This window comes from Pantoea stewartii subsp. stewartii, from assembly GCF_008801695.1.
GTDB classification, from domain to species: Bacteria; Pseudomonadota; Gammaproteobacteria; order Enterobacterales; family Enterobacteriaceae; genus Pantoea; species Pantoea stewartii.
Genome location: NZ_VZPF01000030.1, coordinates 1 through 24,417 on the forward strand (window position 1 = coordinate 1; position 24,417 = coordinate 24,417).

Annotated in this window: 23 protein-coding genes and 2 pseudogenes; 6 read left to right on the forward strand and 19 right to left on the reverse strand. The window is 53.9% G+C overall.

All coding sequences use genetic code 11. The features are described from left to right. The coding region (locus tag F7Q90_RS10670; protein ID WP_151160891.1) for an IS66 family transposase at positions 1–449 on the forward strand (449 nt) is incomplete at its 5' end. 69 nt (positions 450–518) lie between these two features. Here F7Q90_RS10670 and F7Q90_RS10675 read toward each other — a convergent pair. From F7Q90_RS10675 to soxR, 4 genes and pseudogenes are all read right to left on the reverse strand, one after another. Then, positions 519–1,778 (reverse strand): annotated as a pseudogene (locus F7Q90_RS10675) (Na+/H+ antiporter); the annotation flags it as partial. 144 nt (positions 1,779–1,922) lie between these two features. After that, on the reverse strand, positions 1,923–3,272 hold the full coding sequence (locus tag F7Q90_RS10680; protein WP_006121573.1) for an NCS2 family permease: 1,350 nt from the start codon (positions 3,270–3,272) through the stop codon (positions 1,923–1,925). A 345-nt stretch (positions 3,273–3,617) separates the two neighbouring features. Next, a complete protein-coding gene (locus F7Q90_RS10685; protein WP_006121572.1) occupies positions 3,618–4,283 on the reverse strand; it encodes a glutathione S-transferase family protein in 666 nt (221 codons plus the stop codon). Between the two features lie 39 nt (positions 4,284–4,322). Then, positions 4,323–4,808 carry a redox-sensitive transcriptional activator SoxR gene (gene soxR / locus F7Q90_RS10690; protein ID WP_006121571.1) on the reverse strand — a complete coding sequence of 162 codons (486 nt, stop codon included), beginning with the start codon at positions 4,806–4,808 and terminating at the stop codon, positions 4,323–4,325. Between the two features lie 155 nt (positions 4,809–4,963). Between soxR and soxS the strand changes: the two genes are divergently transcribed. Together soxS and F7Q90_RS10700 are read left to right on the forward strand one after the other, a co-directional pair. Beyond that, positions 4,964–5,389, forward strand: a complete 426-nt coding sequence (gene soxS / locus F7Q90_RS10695) for a superoxide response transcriptional regulator SoxS (protein WP_006121570.1) — start codon at positions 4,964–4,966, stop codon at positions 5,387–5,389. A 243-nt stretch (positions 5,390–5,632) separates the two neighbouring features. Then, positions 5,633–5,914, forward strand: coding sequence for a YjcB family protein (locus tag F7Q90_RS10700; protein WP_006121568.1), 282 nt, complete (start codon positions 5,633–5,635; stop codon positions 5,912–5,914). Between the two features lie 52 nt (positions 5,915–5,966). Here the strand turns inward: F7Q90_RS10700 and F7Q90_RS10705 are convergent, their stop codons facing one another. The 6 genes and pseudogenes from F7Q90_RS10705 to dnaB all read right to left on the reverse strand — a co-directional run bounded on the left by F7Q90_RS10705 (position 5,967) and on the right by dnaB (position 12,171). Continuing rightward, on the reverse strand, positions 5,967–6,917 hold the full coding sequence (locus F7Q90_RS10705; protein ID WP_006121567.1) for an ATP-grasp fold amidoligase family protein: 951 nt from the start codon (positions 6,915–6,917) through the stop codon (positions 5,967–5,969). 8 nt (positions 6,918–6,925) lie between these two features. Further along, a pseudogene (locus F7Q90_RS10710) lies at positions 6,926–7,816 on the reverse strand (polysaccharide biosynthesis C-terminal domain-containing protein); the annotation flags it as partial. A gap of 296 nt (positions 7,817–8,112) precedes the next feature. Beyond that, positions 8,113–9,306, reverse strand: a complete 1,194-nt coding sequence (locus F7Q90_RS10720) for an amino acid aminotransferase (protein ID WP_006121565.1) — start codon at positions 9,304–9,306, stop codon at positions 8,113–8,115. Positions 9,307–9,348: 42 nt separating this feature from the next. Next, the gene (locus F7Q90_RS10725; protein WP_006121564.1) at positions 9,349–9,963 is read right to left on the reverse strand and encodes a YitT family protein; all 615 of its coding nucleotides are present in this window, start codon (positions 9,961–9,963) and stop codon (positions 9,349–9,351) included. Positions 9,964–10,146: 183 nt separating this feature from the next. After that, a complete protein-coding gene (locus F7Q90_RS10730; RefSeq protein ID WP_006121563.1) occupies positions 10,147–10,638 on the reverse strand; it encodes an Lrp/AsnC family transcriptional regulator in 492 nt (163 codons plus the stop codon). A 126-nt stretch (positions 10,639–10,764) separates the two neighbouring features. After that, on the reverse strand, positions 10,765–12,171 hold the full coding sequence (gene dnaB / locus F7Q90_RS10735) for a replicative DNA helicase (protein WP_006121562.1): 1,407 nt from the start codon (positions 12,169–12,171) through the stop codon (positions 10,765–10,767). A gap of 96 nt (positions 12,172–12,267) precedes the next feature. Here dnaB and F7Q90_RS10740 point away from each other — a divergent pair, with 96 nt between their 5' ends. Beyond that, positions 12,268–13,251: a quinone oxidoreductase gene (locus F7Q90_RS10740; RefSeq protein ID WP_006121561.1), complete on the forward strand. Its 984-nt coding sequence runs from the start codon at positions 12,268–12,270 to the stop codon at positions 13,249–13,251. A 363-nt stretch (positions 13,252–13,614) separates the two neighbouring features. On the opposite strand, the gene pspG is transcribed toward F7Q90_RS10740, so the two are convergent. The 3 genes from pspG to F7Q90_RS10755 all read right to left on the reverse strand — a co-directional run bounded on the left by pspG (position 13,615) and on the right by F7Q90_RS10755 (position 16,409). Next, positions 13,615–13,881: an envelope stress response protein PspG gene (pspG, locus tag F7Q90_RS10745; RefSeq protein ID WP_006121560.1), complete on the reverse strand. Its 267-nt coding sequence runs from the start codon at positions 13,879–13,881 to the stop codon at positions 13,615–13,617. Positions 13,882–14,042: 161 nt separating this feature from the next. Continuing rightward, positions 14,043–15,038, reverse strand: coding sequence for a tRNA dihydrouridine(20/20a) synthase DusA (gene dusA, locus F7Q90_RS10750; RefSeq protein ID WP_006121559.1), 996 nt, complete (start codon positions 15,036–15,038; stop codon positions 14,043–14,045). Between the two features lie 99 nt (positions 15,039–15,137). Continuing rightward, positions 15,138–16,409 (reverse strand): conjugal transfer protein TraF, encoded by a 1,272-nt coding sequence (locus tag F7Q90_RS10755; RefSeq protein WP_006121558.1) that lies wholly within the window; start codon positions 16,407–16,409, stop codon positions 15,138–15,140. A gap of 423 nt (positions 16,410–16,832) precedes the next feature. Between F7Q90_RS10755 and zur the strand changes: the two genes are divergently transcribed. Then, positions 16,833–17,354, forward strand: a complete 522-nt coding sequence (gene zur, locus F7Q90_RS10760) for a zinc uptake transcriptional repressor Zur (RefSeq protein WP_006121557.1) — start codon at positions 16,833–16,835, stop codon at positions 17,352–17,354. 71 nt (positions 17,355–17,425) lie between these two features. Here zur and F7Q90_RS10765 read toward each other — a convergent pair whose 3' ends face one another. The 4 genes from F7Q90_RS10765 to F7Q90_RS10780 form a co-directional block, all read right to left on the reverse strand. Beyond that, on the reverse strand, positions 17,426–17,638 hold the full coding sequence (locus tag F7Q90_RS10765; RefSeq protein WP_006121556.1) for a CsbD family protein: 213 nt from the start codon (positions 17,636–17,638) through the stop codon (positions 17,426–17,428). Positions 17,639–17,809: 171 nt separating this feature from the next. Next, positions 17,810–19,132, reverse strand: coding sequence for an MATE family efflux transporter DinF (gene dinF / locus F7Q90_RS10770; protein ID WP_006121555.1), 1,323 nt, complete (start codon positions 19,130–19,132; stop codon positions 17,810–17,812). Positions 19,133–19,241: 109 nt separating this feature from the next. Continuing rightward, positions 19,242–19,856 carry a transcriptional repressor LexA gene (lexA, locus tag F7Q90_RS10775; protein WP_006121554.1) on the reverse strand — a complete coding sequence of 205 codons (615 nt, stop codon included), beginning with the start codon at positions 19,854–19,856 and terminating at the stop codon, positions 19,242–19,244. A 106-nt stretch (positions 19,857–19,962) separates the two neighbouring features. Continuing rightward, positions 19,963–20,331: a diacylglycerol kinase gene (locus F7Q90_RS10780; protein ID WP_006121553.1), complete on the reverse strand. Its 369-nt coding sequence runs from the start codon at positions 20,329–20,331 to the stop codon at positions 19,963–19,965. A 128-nt stretch (positions 20,332–20,459) separates the two neighbouring features. Between F7Q90_RS10780 and plsB the strand changes: the two genes are divergently transcribed. Next, complete coding sequence (gene plsB, locus F7Q90_RS10785; RefSeq protein WP_006121552.1) at positions 20,460–22,886, forward strand: glycerol-3-phosphate 1-O-acyltransferase PlsB; 2,427 nt, start codon at positions 20,460–20,462, stop codon at positions 22,884–22,886. 101 nt (positions 22,887–22,987) lie between these two features. Here the strand turns inward: plsB and ubiA are convergent, their stop codons facing one another. Continuing rightward, the gene (gene ubiA, locus F7Q90_RS10790; protein ID WP_377776251.1) at positions 22,988–23,854 is read right to left on the reverse strand and encodes a 4-hydroxybenzoate octaprenyltransferase; all 867 of its coding nucleotides are present in this window, start codon (positions 23,852–23,854) and stop codon (positions 22,988–22,990) included. Positions 23,855–23,883: 29 nt separating this feature from the next. Then, complete coding sequence (gene ubiC, locus F7Q90_RS10795) at positions 23,884–24,396, reverse strand: chorismate lyase (RefSeq protein WP_006121550.1); 513 nt, start codon at positions 24,394–24,396, stop codon at positions 23,884–23,886. Positions 24,397–24,417: the final 21 nt, after the last annotated feature.

Sequence of the window (24,417 nt, forward strand, 5' to 3'; positions counted from 1 at the left end):
AGGCTGAGATACGCGGCAGCCCGGCAGACGAGCGGCTGGCGGTACGTAAAGAGCAGACTATCCCGTTAATGCAGTCACTGTACGACTGGATACAGGTTCAGATGAAGGTACTGTCGCGCCACTCGGATACGGCGAAGGCGTTCGCCTATCTACTGAAGCAGTGGGACGCGTTAAACCTGTACTGCAGCAATGGCTGGGCGGAGATAGACAACAACATCGCGGAGAACGCACTGCGGGGCGTAGCCCTGGGCCGGAAAAACTGGCTGTTCGCCGGTTCAGACGCAGGCGGGGAGCGGGCCGCCGTGCTGTACTCGCTGATCGGCACCTGCCGGCTGAACGGCGTGGAGCCGGAGGCGTGGCTGCGCTATGTGCTGGGGCATATCCAGGACTGGCCGGTAAACCGGCTGCACGATCTGCTGCCGTGGAAAGTCGATCTTACCTCAGCCTGACAGTCAATACGGTCTGGATGTGACGCTTACGTATTTCATGGCGATGCGCATTTTTATCCAGTGTTTCGACGCCGCGCAGCAGGACGGGCAGGATAATGACGCCGACCAGCAGGGAGAACAGAATCACCCCGGTCGCGATAAACACCAGTTCGTAACGGGCCGGGAAAGGATTGCCGTTGCTCAGAAACAGCGGGATCGACAGCACACCGGCCAGCGTAATCGCACCGCGCACGCCCGCAAAGGAGGCGATTAACAGTTCACGCAGTGAGTACGAGGAGAACACTAACGGCTTGTTTTTCTACTGAAGCGCTGCATGATCCACAACCAGCCGAAGCGCACCACCATTAACGCCGCATAGACCAGCACGATATCGGCAAAAATCATCCAGATATCCACATTGGGATCCGCATTGGCTTCGGCGATGGATTTTTGCAGGATAGAGGGCAGTTGCAGACCCAGCATCAGGAACACCATGCCGTTAAACACAAATTCCAGCATATGCCAGACGCTGTTGGCGCGCAGGCGCATCGTCAGCGGTGCCTGACGAATAATGCCAGAGCGCGTAATCGTCATCCCGGCCGCGACGGCGGCTAAGATCCCGGATACGCCGAGGTGCTCAGCAATCAGATAAGAGGCGAAAGGCAGCAGTAACAGCAGAACAATTTGTGTGGCTGCGTCATCACTGCCGCTCCAGCGGTTCAGCACACGTAGCGACTTCCCGTAAAGCCAGCAGACCGCAACCCCAGCCACCAGGCCGCCCAGCGCCACCTTGAGGAACTCTACGCTGGCACCGCCCCAGCTAAATACCATGGTGCCCATCGCGACCGCGACGGCGAACTTCAGTGAAACCAAGCCAGAGGCATCGTTCATCAAGGCTTCGCCCTGCAGAATCGCCATGATTTTCTTAGGAATGCGGCCTTCACCGACGATACCAGAAAGGGCCACGGCATCGGTGGGTGAGAGCACGGCGGCCAGCGCAAACGCAGGGATAAGCGGAATGCCCGGCACGGTCCAGTAAATCAGGTAGCCGATACCGACGACGGTGATCAACACCAGTACCAGCGCCAGGCCAAGGATTTCCCGGCCATAGTGCAGAAACTCGCTGACCGGTGTTTTCCAGCCGTCGGCAAAGAGCAGCGGCGGAATAAACAGGACGAGGAATAATTCCGGGTCAAAATCCACATGCAGCCCAAACGTGGGCCAGGCCAGCAGCGCACCAACGGCAATTTGCACCAGCGGCAGCGGGATTTGAAAAGGCAAGATACGCGCGGCGACCCCAGAGAGCGACACCACCAGCGTCATGATCAAAATAGTAAAAAAGATTTCCATGCTTTCCTTAGGCGGGTTGTTATCTTTGAATCAACGTGAAGATAAAGTGTAAAACAAACTGGCAAGCGCGGAAAAAGCTACGTGTGCTTCGGTGAGGAAAAAGCGGAAAATTCCGGACGCGCGGCTGCACGTCCGGTCAGACAGTCAGATCGCCCAGCCTCCGGCATAAAAAGCCACCAGCGCAACGGCAATCACGACCGTGCCAATATTTAACTTACGCCATTCACCAGCAAACAGTCGGCCAACCACAAGGGTGGCAAAACCGATCATGATGCCGGTAACAATGTTACAGGTCAGGACAATAATGACTGCGGTGAGCAGGCCCGACATCGCATCGACAAAGTCGGCGAAGTCAATTTTAGCGACGTTGCTCAGCATCAGCAGGCCGACATACATCAGGGCGGGTGCCGTCGCATAAGTTGGTACCAGATAAGCCAGCGGAGACATAAACAGAATCACCAGAAACAGCAGACCCACGACGATTGCCGTCAGGCCGGTTTTACCGCCTGCCGCCGTACCGGCCGCCGATTCAATATATACCGCGGCAGGCGATGCGCCCACCAGTCCGGCAAACAGGCTGCTCAGCGAATCCGTGGTCAGTGCCCGTCCGCCGTTAATAATCTGCCCGTCTTTATCGAGTAAATTGGCCTGCCCGGCCACGGCGCGAATCGTGCCGGTCGCATCAAATACCGCCGTCATCACTAACGCCAGTACGGTGGGCAAGACGGCAGGCTGCAACGCGCCCATAATGTCGAGGCTGAAAAACAGCGATGTCCCCTGCGCATCACGCAGGCTCGGCAGCGCAAACAGCCCTTGCCAGCGGACGGCGGGATCGAAGGCCAGGCCGAGAGCAGAGATCACGATGACCGTCAGCAAAATACCGCCAGGCACCCGGCGCTTCTCCAGACCAAAAATCGCCGCCAGCCCCAGCAAAGACATGAGGACGGGGAAGGAGCTAAAGTGCCCCAACGCCACCGGTAAACCTGAGCCAGGGTTTCTGACCACCAGCCCCACGTTGTCAGCGGCAATCAGCAGTAAAAACAGGCCAATCCCGATGCCCGTACCGTGTGCGACGCCCATGGGTAAATTACGTAAGATCCAGGCCCGAATCCCGGTGGTGGAAATCAGCGTAAACAGCAGCCCCATGAGGAACACAGCGCCAAGCGCGACCGGCACGCTGATGTGCTGACCCAGTACAAGACTGAACGCTGTAAAGGCCGTCAACGAGATTGCACAGCCAATCGCCATGGGTAAATTGGCCCACAGCCCTATCAGGATTGACCCGAAGCTTGCCACCAGGCAGGTGGCAACAAACACCGCCGTAGGAGAGAACCCCGCTTTACCCAGCATACCGGGGACCACGATCACCGAATAGACCATGGCAAGAAAGGTCGTCAGCCCGGCCAGGATTTCCTGTCGCACGCTGCTGCCACGGGCCGAAATGGCGAACCAGGCATCCAGTCTTCCACTGGTCGGGCGTGATTCAATTGACATAGTTAAGCCTCAAAAATTTTTATTGTGTAATTCACGCGGTCACCGTTCTGCATTCCCTGAATATGTCTTTACCCACGGGCAACCGACAAAAGGCAAACGTTTACTTCGCCACGCAGAACGGGTGTAACAAGCACCACCAGACTGAAGGGGGCAGATTATCCGGTCTTTAACCGCCGCTTTTCAACCGTTCAGAGGGAATTACTGCGTATAAAGATCAGGTTAGTAACATCAGGAACGTGCTGGAAACCTGCCAGTAACATTCTTGCAGGCAGCGTGGCCGGTCGATGAAAGAGGATGTTGGTGGAAGAGAGATGACGCCGGACGGCGTCATCAGAGCGCATCGCCTCAGCCCGGCAGAGAGAGTTCACCGCCCTGCTGAATGGCCCGTTGCCATGCGGCGCGCTGCTGAACGGTGGTTAACCATTTTTGCGTGGCGGGCGCATTGTGCAAGCCGGCGCGCTGGCTCAGCGCCAGAACAGGAAAGCTCATTTGCACATCGGCGATGCTGAATCGTTGACCGGCAAACCAGGGATTGGCCGAGAGATGATCTTCGATCATTTGCCTGTGGACGTGGAGCTGTTTGTCCAGCCAGGCTTTTTGTACGCCTTTCCCCAGCGCGGCACCCACGGGACGGAGCAACCAGGGCACGGGCGCGCTGCCCAGCCGGCCAAACACCAGCTTCATGACCAGCAGCGGCATCAGGGAACCTTCAGCGTAATGTAACCAGTAACGCGCCTGGAGGCGCGCCTCTTCGTCGGTAAGCTGTAATCGCTTCTCGCTGTCGTACTTTTCTTCCAGGTATTCCAGTATGGCCCCGGACTCCGCCACCACCCGATTGCCATCTGTGATAACCGGCGATTTGCCTAAGGGATGCACTTTTTTCAGTGCTTCCGGTGCCAGCATGGAGGCTTCACGCTGATAACGTTTAACCTGATAAGGCACTTCCAGCTCTTCCAGCATCCACAGCACGCGGTGCGAACGAGATTGTTCCAGATGGTGAACAGTAATCATCATGATTCCCTGCGAATGAATATGCAGACAGTATAGACGTCACTTCACCTTGTGCAGAGAACCATCCTGCTCGGGATCCAGCAGGACCGCACCTGATCCCTGCTGTCCCAGCCGATCACCGGGGTTACGGAGCGGACAGTCACGCATGGATAAACAGCCGCAGCCAATGCAGCCATCCAGGTCGTTACGCAGGCGCGTCAAGGTTTCGATGCGCTTATCCAGTTCATCCCGCCAGTGCTGCGTCAGATTGCCCCAGTCCTGCGCAGACATGCGTTTATCCGCAGGCATGTTTTCCAGACTGTCGCTGACGCTGGCGAGCGGAATGCCGATGCGCTGGGCGATTTTAATGATCGCCACACGGCGCAGGACATCACGGCTGTAGCGCCGCTGATTGCCGGGATTGCGCGTGCTGGAAATCAGCCCTTTGCTTTCATAAAAATGCAGCGCTGATACGGCCACGCCGCTTCGCCGCGCGACTTCCCCCGGTGTCAGCACCGGTTTTGGATAATTGCGATCTTTTTTCATCTGGCACTTTACCTCAAGTTAACTTGAGGAATTATACTCCTTTCCCATCAGAACAACACCCGCCCTGACGACGTCACGCCCCCTGCAGGCTGATTATCAGCCTCACAAACTGCGGCATGCACGGTGACGGGGACATTCACCAGAAGGATGAGGCCATGATACAAGAAGAGATCATTCATTCACTGACCCACTGGATTGACCAGAATCTGGATAAAAGCCTGTCAATCGATGAGGTGGCCGCGAAGTCCGGTTATTCGAAATGGCACCTGCAACGTATGTTCCGTAGCGTAACGAAACAGACGTTGGGTGGTTATATCCGCGAACGCCGGCTGACGCTGGCCGCAGAAGCGCTGCGTCAGACGCAGCGTCCGGTATTCGATATTGCGATGCAGTATGGCTACGATTCGCAGCAGACCTTCTCACGGGTCTTTCGCCGCCAGTTTTCCCAGACGCCTACGGCGTATCGCCACTACATGCGTCGCCAGGCGGTTCAGCGTCCACGCCTGCTGAGCTTTGACTGTGGGGAAACGATGAGCAGCTTTACGCAGCGTACAACGGGTGAATGTTGTCCGCTTAATTAACAGCCCGCGTGCGCCCGATCGGGCGCACGGCTTTATCCCCTCTTTTTACCCTTCCGCTGGCTTGACACTGCGCTGACAAATCAAACAAATTCTGTACAAAAATTGAGAACCAGATGATATAATGTGACCCACATCACATTATGACGTTTGTTGCCGACGAAAGAGCCCCACCTGACAGACTTTTCCGCCGACGTGATGTTCGCAGACAGTCAGGCGTCCTTTCCGATTTTGAGGTCAAAATTGATGGCTACCCTAACCACCAGTTTTCTTGTTATGCGCTGGGAATTGCTGAGCGCTGTAATGATGTTTTTCGCCAGTACACTGAAAACCCGCCTTCGCCAGGACAGCCATCATGTCATGGCCTTTCTCTGTGGCGGCGTGGGCGTTGGTCTGTCGTGCTGGTTTGTGACCGGTTTAATGGGCATCACGCTAAGCATGGAAAACGTGCACCATTTTTTGAGCGTCTCTAAAGAAGTGTTCATTGACATGATGAGCCGTGCGCCTGCGAACTGGCCAATGCCCTGAATGACCAATAAAAAACCCCGCAAAGCGGGGTTTTTTATATTGCTGTGTAAGGTCAAATTTTCTTCAACATGACAGGAATGGCGACATCCTGTACGTCAACGTCCGGTCTCTGCGTTCCGCGACGTTCCTGAATCCACATTTCACCCATCATCTTGTCTAAGCCACGATCCAGTCCGGTTACCATGCCTGCGCCAGGCGTAAACGTCAGTTCACCAAAATAGATGTGCTGGTCGTGGATATACCAGTCGACTCGCACGTAGTCAAAGTCACTGGCCAGCGTTTTGCTTAGGGCTAGTGCCCGCTCCAGTGAGGGCATGATCGGGGAAACATCCAGGCCGGTATCGCGAATTTTATGGTAAGCCTCGGAGAGGTTATTAACGTAAAAATTCATCGAAAGCTGAGGCTGACAGCGGTTGTAGATGACCTGAAGAACATACTCAAAATTGCCATCGCGCTTATTGAACATATGAAACTTGTAATCAACCGGCGCGCTTTTACCGTCACCAATATACTGCTCAACCAGAATACGTGGCTTGATATAGCGATAGTGGATCTCACGCGCTTCGTTAGCGAAATCGGTTTTTAACCACGAATAGCAGTTATGAATGATTTGCTGCTTACGAAGCGCATCCGGTTCTTCCAGCACGATCTCTACCATGTTTGAAGCATGATTCGGTTTGATAACCGTGCCCTGCCAGCGCGTAAGATCATTCAACGTGGTGGGATCGGTGGTGTCGTGGAGCAACGGAATCAGATAGTCATTACCAATCTTTTCCGCAATATAGTCGCGCACCGAATACTTATCGGACAGACGCGCATACAGCTGATAATCACCATGGATAAACTTGCGATACAGCACTTTTTCGTTGAAGACCTTGGGCTCACGCAGATTCGGGAGCTTTCTGAACTTGCGGAAGTAATAAATACGGTCCTGATAAGTCCAGAGCATCTTCTTAATAAAGTACTGCAAACTTCTTCTGAGCTCTTGCTTCAACCTGAGCATATTTGACCTCATTTGTAGGTTTTGTAGTTAAGTGAGGAAACCTGAATTTTTTGAATCACGCCGCGTTTAAAGAAGTAATTCATGACGGTGAGGGACAGGAGCTCAGACAGAAAAACGCTCCAGGTGGCCCCCATGATGCCGTAGCCCTGAATTAGCCACCAGGAAAGCGGGATGCTGATGAGCACCAGACAAATGATTTTCTTCAGTAAATAATCAAAGCCCCCTTCTTTCACCATAAAACGGTACGCGACGGTTCCCATTGCCGAAAAACTGGTCGCCAGGGATAACAGCGTGATGAGGTTGCCTGACTGCCTGTAGGCCGGGCCATATAACGCCACAATAATGTGCTCACCCCACAACGCGACGATAAACAACATCAACAGCGACACGGCCATCACGTAGCCATTGAGTCGGGCCGTCAGCCTGACGGCTTCGTCTCCACGCGCACGAAAAATCTCGCTGAAACAGGAGGTAATCAGCGCCACGGGAATAAAAATCCAGGACGCGGCAATCGTATTGGCAGCAGCGAATAAACCCAGCTCGCGCGCCGAGGCGATGCCGGCCAAAAACATCTGCGCGGTTTTGACCTGGACAGAAATAAAAATGCTGGAAATGGCCAATGGCAAGCCCGCATACAGTAGATAACGCAAATACAGGGTGCGTGTTTCCCGCGGGGGAAATTGCTCCTGATGCTGTTGGTAAAAGCAGTAGCGTTTAATGACATACGGCACCAGCGTTACCGTGATAACTGACAATGTCAGCCACAGCGGATTCAGGCGTAGCCAGGCAATAGTGAAACTCAACGCAAAACTCACCAGCATGCCGACGGCATTCGCCACGGTATTCAGCTTTGATGCAAGACGTGCATTGTTATAAACGCTAAACGTATCCTGCGTGAGGCTTTGTTGAATAAATGGATTTTATGCTGTGGTACTATGAAAACGGTTGTTTCAGATAACATAAAATCAATGCGTTACATGCTTGCGTATGACGGTGTTCTGTCTGGCATCAGCGTTTTCTACCAAAACAGTGCAGACAAAACAGAATGATTACCTATTATTCAACAAAGCCACTTTTTTCCTGAATCTGTGAGACACAGTTAAGTGTGCAGAATGTGGCGCAAAGGTAAACCCGATCCGTAAAAATAAAAAAGCCGCCAACAAGGTTGGCGGCCCGGGGAAGATTGTGTGCGGAATTACATTACTGCCGCAAAGGCTTCCGCGACCTGATGCACGTTTTTGCTGTTCAGACCTGCCACACACATACGGCCGCTGCCGACGAGGTAGATCCCAAACTCTTCACGCAGGCGGTCCACCTGCTGCGCACTCAGGCCGGTGTAGCTGAACATCCCGCGCTGCTTCAACAGGTAGTCGACGTTCTTACCGGGTAGCGCCGTACTCATCACCTGTACCAGCGCCTGGCGCATGTCGATAATGCGCAACCGCATGGCTTCGACCTCGGCCAGCCAGTTAGCTTTCAGCGTAGCGTCGTTTAACACGCGGGCCACAACCTGTGCGCCGAAGTTTGGCGGGCTGGAATAGTTACGGCGGACGGTCGCTTTGAGCTGACCTAATACGCGGCTGGCCTCTTCAGCGCTGTCACATACCACAGACAGGCCGCCGACGCGCTCGCCATACAGCGAGAAGATTTTTGAAAAGGAGTTGCTGACCAGCGCAGGCAGACCTGCCGCAGCAACCGCACGCATCGCGTACGCATCCTCTTCCATGCCAGCACCAAAGCCCTGATAAGCGATATCCAGGAACGGGATCAGCTCCTGTGCTTTCAGCACGGCAACGGTTTCGTTCCACTGCGCATTGGTCAGGTCGGCCCCGGTTGGGTTATGACAGCACGGATGCAGCAGCACGATGCTTTGCTTTGGCAGGGTTTTAAGCGTGCTCAGGAACGCATCAAAACGTACACCGTTGGTTTCCGGGTCATACCACGGATAGGTCTTCACCTTGAAACCGGCACCGTTAAAGATGGCGATATGGTTTTCCCAGGTCGGATCGCTGACCCAGACGTTGGACTGCGGGAAATAACGCTTCAGGAAATCCGCACCGACTTTCAACGCACCTGAGCCGCCCAGGGTCTGAATCGAGGCGATCTGGCCCGCTTTTAATACGGGATGATCGGCTCCGAACAGCAGTGGCGCTATCGCGTTGCGGTAGGTATTTAATCCTTCCATAGGCAGATAGAGCGAAGCCTGCTGCGGTTCGGCACGTAACTGCTCTTCAGCATCAGCCACCGCCTGCAGCTGAGGGATGATGCCTTGCTCGTTGTAATAAAGCCCAATACTCAGGTTCACTTTATGCTCGCGCGGATCCTGTTTAAAGGCTTCCATTAGCGACAAAATCGGGTCGCCAGCATAGGCATCAACGTTCTGGAACACGGTGCAGATCTCCATGATTGTTCTTGAAATAAAAAAGGGCGATTAAACCCTGTACCGCCCGGGACGATGGTTCATTGCGATGATCATATTCAGTATCACCGCGCCCGCAATGGACGCAAGCAACATCGGCAGGCTGACGACAAACAGCGAGGCCAGCACCACGCAGGTATCGACCGCCATTTGCAGTTTACCGGCGCGAATGCCGAAACGGTCTTGCAGCCAGAGCGCCAGGATATTGATCCCGCCCAGGCTGGCTTTATGGCGAAACAACACTATAAACCCAATCCCCATGATGACGTTACCGAACAATGCCGCATAAAAAGGATTCAGTGTGGAAAAATGCATAAACAGGGGATGAAGATGGGTAAAAAGCGACACCAGCCCCACGGCACAAAAGGTTTTTAGCGTAAATTCCCAGCCCATTCGCTTCACAGCCAGCCAGTAGAACGGCAGGTTGATTACAAAGAAAACGCTGCCAAATGACAGGGGCGAAAGATAGCTGATGAGGAATGCCAGCCCAGCCGTGCTGCCGGTCAATGCGCCTGCCTGCTTCAGCATGAGCACACCAAACGAGACCATTAAGGTGCCGAGCAGGATAGCCAGCGCATCTTCAAGGCGAGAGTGAGGAATATCGGCGGGTTGTACAATGTTGTCCATAAAGCAGTCTCAGTGCGAATGATGCAGCACCAATGCAATAACTGCGCCAGCCTGTGCAGGCGCTCAGGCATAAGCGTCTTACCGGATTTTACTGCCCCGCCGGGGAGGTCGATTGTGCATTGCACGACTCAAATACGCATAAAAAACGCATCATTCCGCCACATCATGCACCACCTGCGCGCATTATGCTCTTTTTTGGCGCACAGCCTGCTGCTCGCCCATCATTAATCCGTTCTCTTTGAGTCTGCCCAGTACCACCGATGTTTTGACATGGGAAACGCTCTGGTGACCGGCTAACAGCTGGCTGATTACCGCGCTCAGTGAAGCCAAATCGGCCACGGCGACTTTCAGCAGGTAGTCGGCATCACCGGTGGTTTTATAGGCATCAATAATTGCGTCTTCCTGTTCCACCATGCGATGGAAGCTGTCGACATAGTCAGCAGTATGGTTAATGAGCCGCACTTCAATGAGTCCGACAATGCCCAGCCCCACCGCGTCCGGCGACAGCCGTGCGTGATAGCCAAGAATCAGGTTGGCCTGTTCAAGATTGATACGCCGACGTGAACATTGTGAAGCAGAAAGACCGACCAAATCGCTGAGTTTCTGATTGGTCAAACGGCCATTAGATTGGAGCAGAGTAAGGATTTTTAGATCGTAATCGTCTACGTGCGTCATGCTGTTTCCGTCGCGTGTCAGTGTCGCTTTGCTACAGATAACCCGATTCACTGCGACGTTGTCCAACACTATTTTGCACGGTCCTGCCTGCCATGCACAGATCGTGCATGGCGGGCCAGTGACGGATTATTCGTCGTCGTACTGCGGGCCTGCATAGTTATCAAAGCGTGACCACTGACCGTTAAATGTCAGGCGTACGGTACCGATCGGGCCGTTACGCTGCTTACCCAGAATGATCTCTGCGATCCCTTTCAGGTCGCTGTTTTCGTGATAAACCTCGTCACGATAAATAAACATGATCAGGTCAGCATCCTGCTCGATCGAACCCGATTCACGCAGATCCGAGTTTACGGGACGTTTATCGGCACGTTGCTCCAGTGAGCGGTTCAGCTGAGATAACGCCACCACGGGCACGTTAAGCTCTTTTGCCAGCGCTTTTAATGAACGGGAAATCTCGGCAATCTCCAGCGTACGGTTATCTGACAATGCGGGCACGCGCATCAACTGCAGGTAGTCGATCATGATCAGACTGAGGCCACCGTTTTCACGATAGATGCGACGCGCGCGGGAACGGACCTCGGTCGGCGTCAGGCCAGAAGAATCATCGATATACATATTCTTCTTTTCCAGCAAAATGCCCATCGTGCCGGAAATGCGCGCCCAGTCTTCATCGTCAAGTTGACCGGTACGAATACGGGTTTGGTCAACCCGCGACAAGGAGGCCAGCATACGCATCATGATCTGTTCGCTGGGCATCTCCAGACTGAAAATCAGTACCGGTTTGTCCTGCAGCATCGCCGCGTTTTCACACAGGTTCATGGCGAACGTGGTTTTACCCATTGAGGGACGTGCGGCCACGATAATTAAGTCTGAGCGTTGCAGCCCGGCCGTTTTCTTATTCAGATCCTGATAACCGGTATCGATGCCCGTGACGCCATCGTGCGGCGTCTGAAACAGCGACTCAATCCGTGAAACCGTCGCTTCCAGAATTTGTTCGATGTTTTTGGGGCCATCGTCTTTGTTAGCCCGCGCCTCAGCGATTTTAAATACGTTCGACTCGGCAAAATCCAGCAGGTCTTCACTGCTGCGCCCCTGGGGATCATAACCGGCATCGGCTATCTGATTCGCCACGGCGATCATTTCGCGTACGACCGCACGTTCACGCACGATATCCGCGTAAGCGCCGATGTTCGCCGCACTGGGCGTGTTTTTCGCCAGCTCAGCCAGGTAAGCAAATCCGCCGGCCATCTCCAGTTCGCCGCGCGTTTCCAGCGATTCTGACAGCGTAATCAGGTCGATAGGTTTGCTGTTTTCCAGCAGACGCTGCATCTCTGAGAAAATAAGACGGTGCGAGCGATTGAAAAAATCATTTGCCACGACGCGTTCGGACACGTTGTCCCAGCGCTCGTTATCCAGCATTAACCCACCCAGCACCGACTGCTCCGCTTCCAGCGAATGCGGGGGCATTTTCACGCCTTCTAACTGGCGATCCTGCGTTTCGTTCGATTTGTTGGTGGGTTTATTTCCTGCCATAGTGAATGCATTACCGATCTTCTGTGGGGACGCGCAAGTATACCTCAGTTAAGGGGCGTGCCTCACCTTCATGATGAAACAATCACAGGAGTAAGCATGGCAAAGCGTATTCAGTTCAACGCACACGGCGGCCCGGATGTCCTGACCTGGATTGATTTTGAGCCTGCCGATCCCGCCGATAATGAAATCCAGGTCGAAAACCGCGCGATTGGCATGAACTATATTGATACTTACGTGCGCAGCGGGCTGTATCCGACAGGTCATTTTCCCTCTGGTCTGGGCACCGAGGCGGCGGGTGTGGTCACCCGCGTGGGATCGGCGGTCACGCGTTTCAAACCCGGCGATCGCGTCGTGTACTGCCAGGCCGCACTCGGGGCTTACAGCGAGCTGCATAACGTGGCGGAAGACCGTCTGATGCTGTTACCCGACGCCATCAGTTTCGAGCAGGCTGCCGCCAGTTTTTTGAAAGGCCTGACGACGCAGTACCTGTTACGACAGACCTATAAGGTCAAAGCCGACGAAATTTTTCTGTTTCATGCCGCGGCGGGTGGCGTGGGGTTGATTGCCTGCCAGTGGGCAAAAGCGCTCGGCGCCCATCTGATCGGCACCGTCGGCTCCGCCGAAAAGGCGACACTGGCCAAAAACGCGGGAGCCTGGGCCACCATTAATTATCAGCAAGAGGACATTGCACAACGGGTCAGTGAGCTGACCGGCGGCAAGAAGGTTGGCGTGGTGTACGACTCTGTGGGGAAAGCGACCTGGGAAGCCTCGCTGGACTGCCTGCGTCGTCAGGGACTGATGGTGAGCTTCGGGAATGCTTCAGGGCCGGTGACCAATGTTGATCTCAGCATTTTAAATAAGAAAGGCTCACTGTTTGTTACCCGTCCTTCCCTGTTCGGCTACATCACCAATCGTCAGGAGCTGGAAACGGCCAGTGCAGAATTGTTCTCTTTACTGGCAAGTGGCGCCATTAAGGTCGATGTGCCCGAGCAGCAAAAATTTGCACTGAAAGAGGCCAGCCGCGCTCACCAGTTACTGGAGAGCCGCGCGACGCAGGGATCGAGCCTGCTGATTCCCTGATGTAAAAAGGGCTTCCCGCAGGAAGCCCTTCTTTTATTTTTCATTCGCACTGATGTAGGGGGGCTTTGTTGAATAATAGGTAATCATTCTGTTTTGTCTGCACTGTTTTGGTAGAAAACGCTGATGCCAGACAGAACACCGTCATACGCAAGCATGTAACGCATTGATTTTATGTTATCTGAAACAACCGTTTTCATAGTACCACAGCATAAAATCCATTTATTCAACAAAGCCATGTAGGGGCAGAAGCGATGAATATGTTATGAATCAACGACAGCTATCCTGACAGAAAACATAAGTAAAAAGTATGATTGTTGTTAATATTCTGAGCACCAATTTTTCACTGTGTGATCACGCACACATTTATCCCCTGCCATTCCGCTCCAGCCTGCGGATCCTGCGCCTGTACAGGACGCGCTGGCGAGTGTCTTCGTCAGTGAAAAAGCGCCGATAGAGCCATACTGCGGCCACGGCCAGCAGTAGCCAGGGCAGCACCTTAACAATCAGCATCACCATGCCGCCGACAAACATCACGATCGTGGCCACGACCAGGGCAGCAATGACGCCGATTAAGGACACGCCAGTCAGCAACAGCATCAGGAAGAAACCGAATACAAAAATAATGTCCATTTGTTCACTCCTCACGATGAATACGTTACGTATTACAAGAACCATGCCAACAAGTAACCTGTTGATAGTGATGAGTTAAGTATGAAGTATGCAAAATCAACCTGGCGAGATTCACCAGATTATGGTGAAAAAAAACCAGCCGGCTGGCTGGTTTAACTGTATCAGGCTTCCTGAGGGATCTTATCGGCGACCAGTGCTAATGCAGCCTCCAGTACCCGCACATCGGCACCGGGCTTATGGGCATTCTCGCTAAGGTGACGACGCCACTGGCGCGCGCCAGGGATCCCCTGGAACAGCCCCAGCATATGCCGCGTCACATGGCCAAGGTACGTGCCTTTTGCCAGCTCGGCTTCAATATAAGGGTACATGGCGCGCACCACCGCCACCGGATCAGCGGCAGGCTGTTCCCGGCCAAACACTTCCCGATCGACATGCGCCAGGATGCCGGGGTTTTGATAGGCCTCGCGGCCCATCATGACACCATCCAGGTGCTGAAGATGTGTTTTAGCCTCTTCCAGCGTTTTCACGCCGCCGTTAATGGCAATCGTCAGTTGTGGAAAATCACGCTTTAACTGATAAACCCGGGGGTAATCAAGCGGTGGAATCTCGCGGTTTTCTTTCGGACTCAGACCCGAAAGCCATGCCTTGCGCGCATGAATGATAAAGGTGTCGCAGCCACCGCGCTCTGCCACAGTGCCGATAAAATCGGTCAGGAAGGCATAGCTGTCCTGTTCATCGATACCGATACGGGTTTTGACCGTGACCGGAATATCCACCACATCACGCATCGCTTTAATGCCGTCAGCGACCAGCCCGGCTTCCGCCATCAGGCAGGCACCAAAGCGGCCATTCTGAACACGATCTGACGGGCAACCCACATTGAGGTTAACTTCATCGTAATCGCGCTGTTCAGCCAGCGCCGCACACTGCGCCAGTGCAGCCGGATCGCTGCCGCCCAGTTGTAACGCGACCGGGTGCTCCTCTTCACTAAAGGCCAGATAATCGCCTTTACCGTGAATAATGGCTCCCGTGGTGACCATTTCGGTATACAGAAGCGTATCGCCGGTCAGCAGACGATGGAAATAGCGACAGTGACGATCTGTCCAGTCGAGCATGGGAGCAACAGAGAAGCGTTGGGAGGAAAAAGTGTCGGTCATGAAGCGCAGTCGATCCGGTGGTTAACAGTGATGATATTCTGCGCAAGGATAGCATAAGGGCGGGCGACAAGGTATCGCCCGCCCGTTAATGGCACGGAATCAGAAGTTAAATCCGAGTTGCGCCATGGCACCCCAGGTATTGTTTTGCCCCACCGAGCCTGCCAGATCCAGATGCACAGAATTGTTGAATGGTGACAGCCCAAAACCTGCGGTCGCCACATTTTCGTCGTTGGAACGCATATCTGCGCGATAACCGGCGCGTAACTGTAACCAGTCCAGTACGCGATATTCCGCGCCCACGCCTGCATACTGACTGTTTTCCTGAGATTTGAAACGGTGCGTTTCGGTCAGGTCAACATCGCCTGTCAGCGTTACCGGCCCTTTATCCCAGGCTAAACCCGCCGTCACTAATGGACGGATTTCATAGGTATCCTGATAGCCATTCACCTCTTTGGTTTGCAGGTCACGTGATACCAGGTTCTGTCCGGTCACGCCTAACGTCCAGTTTTCTGCGAATACCGTCGCCAGGCCGGCGTCAACGTTGAACCCGCTTTCGGTGCTGCGGTAGCGGCCATCCCGTAAATCGTTTTTATCGTAGTTATAAACGCTGGCGGAATAGTTATACAGCCAGGTCTTTTGCAGCTTAGGCGTCACACCAATCGACACCGGATGGCCGGCAATCGTGAACTCATGGGCAACGGCGATACCATAATCGGTATTTAGCGCAGCCAGCCCGTTCGCGCTGGAGCCCAGCAAGTTTTGTACATTAGGCAGACCAAATACACCGCCAGGAATACCGGCAAACGTTTCGTCAGCCACGCCTTGTAAAATAACGATATCGCCTTCTTTTACATTCGCGCGGACATGCGCCGTACCATAGGCTTTGGTGACAAAGGCAAAAGGCAGCGTTTCATTCGGAACGGTGACTGCAATCGCGACACCTGCTGTCGCGTTGGCTTTGTTACCGCGTAAATCTCTGAGCGTATTGGCCAGATCCCCTGACGCAGCCTGTATCTCAGGAATACGGCGCAGCAGCTCTAACGTCGAGGCATTATCAAACAGATCCTGATAGCGATTTACCGTGTCAGTAATGTTATCGATCTTATCGACCATCTTGTCTTTATCAGTAATTTGCGCGCCCGCACTGGGAAAAATGATGCTGACGTTGTCATCGGGTTTTGCTTTGGTCATTAACGCCGGGTTAGCTAAAACGGCAGACCCGTAGGTAGAGGACGCCACGCCCGTTCCCCCCATTGCATCGTTACGGGCATCGTACCAGGTTCCCGCGGCCAGCGCGGATGATGAAAAAACCAGAGCATTAAACACTGCAGGGAAAACCAGAACGGAACGTGGGACGGTTAATTTTGCCATTTGCTTATCATCACCTGAAAAATTGCCGTTAAAACATTAACGACCGAATAGTTTGTTAGCCCCATTGTGGAGGATGGCTAACGCTTTATTGCTGTGAATTCAGAGTAAATAGTGGCGCAATTCCATTGATTGATTATTTTTCGATCGGTTATGTCTGGTTACCGTCCAAAAAGCGTTAACAGAAGGAGGCCGGGACCAGCACTTTATTAAGAACTTTTAAACATTAGTTCTTAACTCAGTGAGATGTAAAGCAAAAGGAAAAAATATTTACAAACATTCTGACATATATTGGCATCGCAGACGGGCGCAAAGTCGTAAGGAACAGATAAGCACGGGTAAAGGGAGAAGGTGCAGACAGGCAAGGTGCATCGTACGTATCATTAATGTGATAAGATAACATCACCTGTCAATCGGAGAAATTCCATGTCAACCATGACGCCAGAGCAAATCATGACCCAGGCTGAGAAACTGTGTTTACAGCGCGGTGTACGCCTGACGACCCAGCGCGCAGAGGTCCTGCGGTTGATGGCCGGACAGCCAGGATCGATCAGTGCTTATGACCTGCTTGATCAGTTGCGTGTCAGTGAGCCCCAGGCCAAGCCTCCTACCGTCTACCGTGCGCTGGATTTTCTTCTTGAGCAGGGTTTTATCCACCGCGTCGAGTCCAATAACAGCTATGTGATGTGTCACCATTTCGACGCACCCGCCCATACATCGGTGATGCTGGTCTGCGATCGCTGTGCAGTGGTCACGGAAAAGCAGGCGCAGGGCGCAGAAAAAATCATCGCATCGCTGGCGCAAGAGGCAAGCTTTGTCCTACGGCATAGCGTGATAGAGGCGCACGGGTTATGTGAAAACTGTGCGGAAGTTGAAGCCTGTGAACAGCATGAACATTGTGATCATGACCATCAGGCTGACGGGAGGAAACGCAGTAAACGAAGTTAATTGCACATCCTTGTGCGGTCTGGCCGGCATGAGCGTACCGGCCCGGGTAGGAGCATCCCTGAATAACGTGATTACCAGCGGTAATCCTTGTTGTGACCTTCCCAGTCCGTTACTTCTTTCTCCGCCTGATCTTTCGCGTAGCCGTAACGTTCCTGAATTTTGCCGACCAGCTGATCGCGTTTACCTTCAATGACTTGCATGTCATCATCGGTCAGCTTGCCCCATTTCTCTTTCATTTTTCCTTTGAACTGTTTCCAGTTACCACTCGCTTCGTCTTTATTCATTGCAGACCTCCACGTCATCCTTCGATTTCGTTTTATTTTGCCATCAGGCAAAATTACGATATAAAGCGCTGTTTGATAGCGCCATTAAAAGATAATTGCAGTAGCTAATTTCAGTTTTGCCGGAAAAAATGAAAATTTTATGTAGCCTGCGTCATATTTCAGGCAAGTTGCTCAGGCGCTAAACCAGGTGCCATTGCGCCAGTGCCTGCGCCAGACCAGCAAAAGTGACAGGCCGCGAAGCGCCAGAAAAACGGCTATCGCCAGCCATAGACCGTGATTACCGATAAAAGGCACGGTTAACAGCGTCAGGAAATAGCCCAGTGCGGCAATCGCCATACTGTTGCGCATTTCTCTTCCGCGGGTCGCACCAATAAACATGCCATCCAGCAGATAGCACCAGACGCCAACCAGCGGCATGACAACCTGCCACGGCAGAAAGCGGTCAGCCGCCTGTTGAAGTGCGGGAATCGATGTCAGGAGAGCCACGATCTGATAGCCACAAACAGCATAGACCAGGGAGAAAAACAGCGCGACTGACAGTGCCTGACGGCAGGCAGCAATCCATACCAGTTGCAACCTGCTGCCGTCTTTTGCGCCGTGTGCCTCACCAGCAAAGGCTTCGACGGCGTAAGCAAAGCCATCCAGCGCATAGGCGGTAAACGTCATGAACATCAGCAGGATGGCATTTACCGCCACCACATCAGGTCCGATACGCGTTCCCAGCACGGTCAGAGAGGCAAAGCAAAGCTGTAACAGTAAGGTACGCAGCAGGATATCGCGATTCAGGCGCAGCAGGCGGTGGATATCGCCACGCCAGCTATGGACCAGACTGCGCAGCGTGATACCACGCAGCGCCAGCACGCGCCAGACCATAAGTGCCCCGACCAGCAACGTCGCATATTCCGCGATAGCCGTCGCGGCTGCAGCCCCGGCGACGCCCCAGTGCAGCCCCAGCACCAGCCAGAGGTCCAGCAGAATATTGATAACGTTGCCCACCACCAGCAGGATGACCGGCGCTCTGGCATACTGTACGCCCAGCAGCCAGCCCAGAATCACCAGGTTAGCCAGCATGGCGGGCGCACTGAGCCAGCGAATATGGATAAACAGCGCAGCCTGCTCAAGCACGGCGGCCTCTCCGCCGATAAAGCGGGTTGTTAATGCCGTCACGGGATGACGCAGGGCAATAAACAGGCTGCCGGCCAGTAAGGCAATGATCAGGGGCTGTGCCAATGCACGCGCCAGCGCCGTTTTATCGCCCGCGCCAAACGCCTGAGCCGTCAGGCCTGTCGTACTCATCCGCAGAAAAAGCAGCAGCATGAAGATGAAACTGGTAACGGTCGTCCCGACCGCAACGCCGCCCAGATAAACCGGGCTGTCGAGATGGCCAATAACGGCTGTATCGACTAAGCCGAGCAGAGGAACGGTGATATTTGACAGGATCATGGGCAGCGCCAGCCGCCACAGTTTTTTATCGGTAGCTGTCAGGAAGCGCATGTAACGTCCGTGCAATGCGCCGCTGGTGTTACAGATGAACCCACAGCGGCAAAACAGGGGCAGACTGGGTAACGTCAAGGTTGACGTAAAGAGCCAACCTTAAGAAGAGTTACAACCACTCACCGTTACGTACGATGCCAACCGCCAGACCTTCAACCGTCAGCGACTGCGCACGTGTATCGACAATGATAGGCTCAAAATCCGTATTTTCAGGTAACAGATGCACCACTGATCCCTGTTTTTTCCAGCGCTTCACAGTGACTTCGTCGTCAATGCGCGCTACCACCACCTGACCATTACGCACTTCCTGCGTTTTATGCACGGCCAGCAAATCACCATCCATGATGCCAATGTCTTTCATTGACATGCCGCTAACGCGCAGCAGGAAATCGGCAGAGGGCTTGAACATGTCTGGATCCACTTTGTAGTGGGTTTCGATATGTTCCTGGGCCAGCAACGGCTCACCCGCCGCAACGCGCCCAATGAGTGGCAGGCCATCTGAAGGTTCTTCTTCCATTAACAAACGGATACCGCGGGACGCACCAGAGACGATTTCAATCACGCCTTTACGCGACAGCGCTTTCAGATGCTCTTCTGCCGCGTTAGGTGAGCGGAAGCCCAGTTGCGCAGCAATTTCTGCACGCGTAGGCGGCATGCCCGTTTGATTAATGTGGTCGCGAATCAAGTCGTAGACCTGTTGCTGCCTGCTGGTTAATGCTTTCATCCCGCCCCCTGGTTGTTTATACAGTCGCTGTGAGTATATACAGGTATTGGTGAAATGGAAACCAAAAGTCAGGCCAAAATCAGTAATTTGACGGGAGATGGAATGCTTATCGCAAATGCGACCAAAGTAGCGTTCCCCAAACGAACAGGGCCAGTACTATTGCCAGCAAAACAGCGGCCGATCCCATATCTTTGGCTCGGCCGGCAAGAGGATGACGTTCCTGCCCTGTGCGGTCCACCACCGCTTCGATGGCGCTGTTCAGAACTTCAACAATCATCACCAGCATGACCGCGCCAATCATCAGGATGCGCGAAATAGTATCGACATCCAGCCAGCAGGCCAGGATAATTGCCGCCAGTGAAATTACGGCTTCCTGGCGGAAGGCAGCTTCATGCTGCCAGGCGGCGCGAAGACCTTGCCATGAGTAGCCAGCCGCTTTCACAATCCGGGTAATGCCGGTGACATTATTTGTCATGATAAAGGAACTCGTTTCAAAGGATTGACGTCAATACCGGGCAGCGCACAATTGTCGCTGTCACAGATTTTTGCTGCGCGTTCTGATATGCTTGCGCCGCTTTGCTAACAAGAGGCTTCATGTTGTCTATGTCAGGTTGGCGTAAAATTTTTTATAAATTGCTGAACTTACCCCTTTCATTTCTGGTAAAGAGTAAGGCCATTCCGGCTGATCCCGTGTCCGAACATGGGCTGGATCCTACCCGGCCTATTATGTATGTCCTGCCTTATGATTCAAAGGCCGATCTCCTGACTTTACGCGCGCAGTGCATCCGGCACGATCTGCCTGATCCGCTTATTCCGCTGGAGATAGACGGCGCCCTGTTGCCGCGTCATGTCTTTATCAATGACGGTCCGCGTGTGTTCCCCTATTTTGTGCCCAGCCTTGAATCGGTCAAAATCTTCCACGAGTATCTTGATCTGCACCGCAGCAATCCTGAACTTGATGTTCAGATGTTACCGGTTTCAGTCATGTTTGGCCGTGCGCCGGGTCGGGAAGTCCAGGGCGACGATCATCCGCCTCATTTGCGGCTCCTTAACGGCATTCAGAAATTCTTTGCCGTTCTCTGGCATGGCCGCGACAGTTTTGTGCGTTTTTCGCCCACGGTCTCCCTGCGTCGTATGGCGACCGAACACGGTACCGACAAGTCGATTGCGCAGAAGCTGGCTCGCGTAGCGCGCATCCACTTTGCCCGTCAGCGCCTGGCCGCGGTGGGACCGCGTCTGCCGGCTCGCCAGGATTTATTCAATCGCCTGTTGCAGTCGAAGGCGATTGAAAAAGCCGTGGAAGACGAGGCGCGTAGCAAGAAAATCTCCCATGAGAAAGCGCAGCAAAACGCCATTGAAATGATGGAAGAAATTGCGGCCAACTTTTCCTACGAAGCGATTCGTATCACCGACCGCGTGATGGGTTGGCTCTGGAGCCGACTCTACCAGGGGATCAACGTTAACGGCGGTGAGCGGGTACGTCAGCTGGCGCAGGACGGCCATGAAATTGTTTATGTGCCCTGCCACCGCAGCCATATGGACTACCTGCTACTGTCTTATGTGCTGTATTACCAGGGCCTGGTTCCGCCGCATATTGCCGCAGGGATTAACCTGAACTTCTGGCCTGCCGGGCCGATTTTCCGTCGTCTGGGTGCCTTCTTTATTCGTCGTACCTTTAAAGGCAACAAGCTCTATTCAACCGTGTTCCGTGAATACCTTGGCGAGCTCTTTACCCGCGGCTATTCCGTCGAGTATTTCGTGGAAGGTGGACGCTCACGTACCGGCCGACTGCTGGATCCGAAAACCGGCACCCTCTCTATGACGCTGCAGGCCATGCTGCGCGGCGGCACGCGACCTATCACGTTAGTGCCCATTTACATCGGTTATGAACATGTAATGGAAGTGGGTACTTACGCTAAAGAGCTACGCGGTGCGGCAAAAGAGAAAGAAGGCTTTATGCAGATGGTGCGCGGCCTGCGTAAGCTGCGCAACCTGGGCCAGGGTTATGTGAACTTTGGTGAGCCGTTGCCGCTGATCAACTATCTGAACAAGCGCGTACCGGAATGGCGTGAGTCTATCGATCCCATTGAAGCGCAACGTCCGGGCTGGTTAACGCCAACGGCCAATGATATCGCCGCCACCATCATGGTACGTATTAATGAAGCCGGTGCCGCGAACGCCATGAACCTGTGCGTAACGGCACTGCTCGCTTCCCGCCAGCGTTCGCTGACCCGTGAACAGCTGATTGAGCAGCTGGAGTGCTATACCCAGTTATTACGTAATGTGCCCTACTCGCCGGATGCCACTTTGCCTGACATGTCTGCGGAAGCGTTGCTGGATCACGCGCTGAGTATGAACAAGTTTGAGAGTGAGAAGGACAGTATCGGCGACATCATTATTCTGCCGCGCGAGCAGGCGGTGCTGATGACCTATTACCGGAATAACATCCACCATATGTTGGTGATGCCCTCTCTGATTGCGGCCATCATCCAGCAGCACCGTAACCTGAGCGAAGCCGAACTGCTGCGCCAGGTCAGCCTGATTTACCCCATGCTGAAGAGCGAGCTGTTCCTGCGCTGGGGCAACGACCAGCTGCCGCAGCTGCTGGCTGACTTATGCCAGGAGCTGGCGCGCCAGGGACTGATTACCGTTGAGGCAGGTCTGCTGTCGTTCAACACGGCACGTTACCGTACGCTGCAGTTGCTGGCTGCCGGTGTACGTGAAACGCTGCAACGTTACGCCATCACCTTCTCGATTCTCAGCGCCAAGCCCACCATCAACCGCGGCACGCTGGAAAAAGAGAGCCGCACGCTGGCCCAGCGCCTGAGCGTACTGCATGCCATCAATGCGCCTGAGTTTTTCGATAAAGCGGTGTTCTCTACACTGGTACTGACCCTGCGCGATGAAGGCTATATCAGCGACAGTGGCGATGCGGATGTGGCGCAGACGCTGGCGACCTGGCACATTCTGGCAGAACTGGTCACCAGCGATGTCCGTATGACCATCGAGAGCGCCGTTGCACACAGCTAACGTGCTGGCATGACAAAAAAGGCGACCTGACTGGTCGCCTTTTTTATTGCTTACTGAACCTCACACTGTGCATCGCACTGGCGCTACGTTCGGTGCCTGCCCTATAACAGGTTTAAGAACGGCGGAGTATTCATTAACACGCCGAGAAACAGCACCAGCCCTACATAATTGTTATTCAGAAACGCCTGGAAACAGGCCTGACGCGCGCGCTTTGCGATCAGTTTTTGCTGATAAACAAATAAACCGCCCGCCAGTAACAGCGTCCAGTAAAACGCCCCATTCAGATGCAGCCGTGTCCCTACCAGCGCCATCAGCCCCAGCGTCGCCAGTTGCAGCAGGCCGATAATCAATTTGTCGTACTGGCCAAACAGAATGGCTGTGGACTTCACGCCAATCTTCAGGTCGTCCTCGCGATCCACCATGGCATATTGCGTATCGTAGGCCACCGTCCAGCAAATGTTGGCGAGAAAGACCAGCCAGCAAACCAGAGGTAAGGACTCACTAACCGCGGCCCAGGCCATGGGAATTGCCCAGCCAAATGCGGCGCCAAGGACTACCTGCGGCAAATGCGTATAGCGCTTCATAAAAGGATAAACCCAGGCAAGCGCCAGCCCGACAACAGAAAGCATAATCGTCATCAGGTTCATGCTCAGTACCAGGCCAAACGCGATCAGCCCCAGTACCACAAACAGCATTTTAGCCTCTTTCGCCGTGACAGCACCGCTGGCCAGTGGCCGGAGCTTTGTGCGTTCCACATGGCCGTCGACTTTGCGGTCAGCATAATCGTTAATCACACAGCCAGCTGCACGCATGACAAATACGCCCGCGACAAACACGATCAGTACCGGTAACGGCGGCATCGCCCTGTTAGCCAGCCACAGCGCCCACAACGTCGGCCACAGCAGCAGCTGTGTGCCAATAGGTTTATCAATTCGCATGAGGCGGCTGTAAGCCTGCCATTTGGTCATTTGTTGTCTGTTTTGCACAGGTCAAATCCTTAACCCTGGTAACGGTAAACCGGCGACGCCGGTAAAAATAATTCGGTTAGTAGCAGGGGCTTCCCCGATAAACGCAGGCGCGACCGACGTCCCCACAGCGATTCAACGTTACCGGGCTCGATAAAATCGCGGGTCAGGGTTGAAGAGGAGAACAGGTAACGTCCCAGCGGTCGCGTTCCGAGCTGCTGCAACATCGCTTCGGGACCGTTCAGGGTGCTTTCAGGCACCAGCGTGCGTCCCGCCAGCCAGGGTTGTTCGTCGCCATACAGGATCACTTCACGCAGCCAGAAGCGCTGATCAGCGGGTAACAGCGCACCTTCGTCACCTAATTCGTCAGCGTGGATAAACCCTTCACGAACGGGCTCCACCCTGACCTTCTGGCAATGCTGTTCGAAGCGCCTGGTCATAGAGTCCTCCTCCATCAGCCAGTCACGAAGTGATGGCGACAGAGCAGCACCGTCCAGCGCCAGCCAGTTGAGTGAACGTAATAAACGGAGCGGGTCTTGCGTCATGACACTTTCCCCCAAAAATTT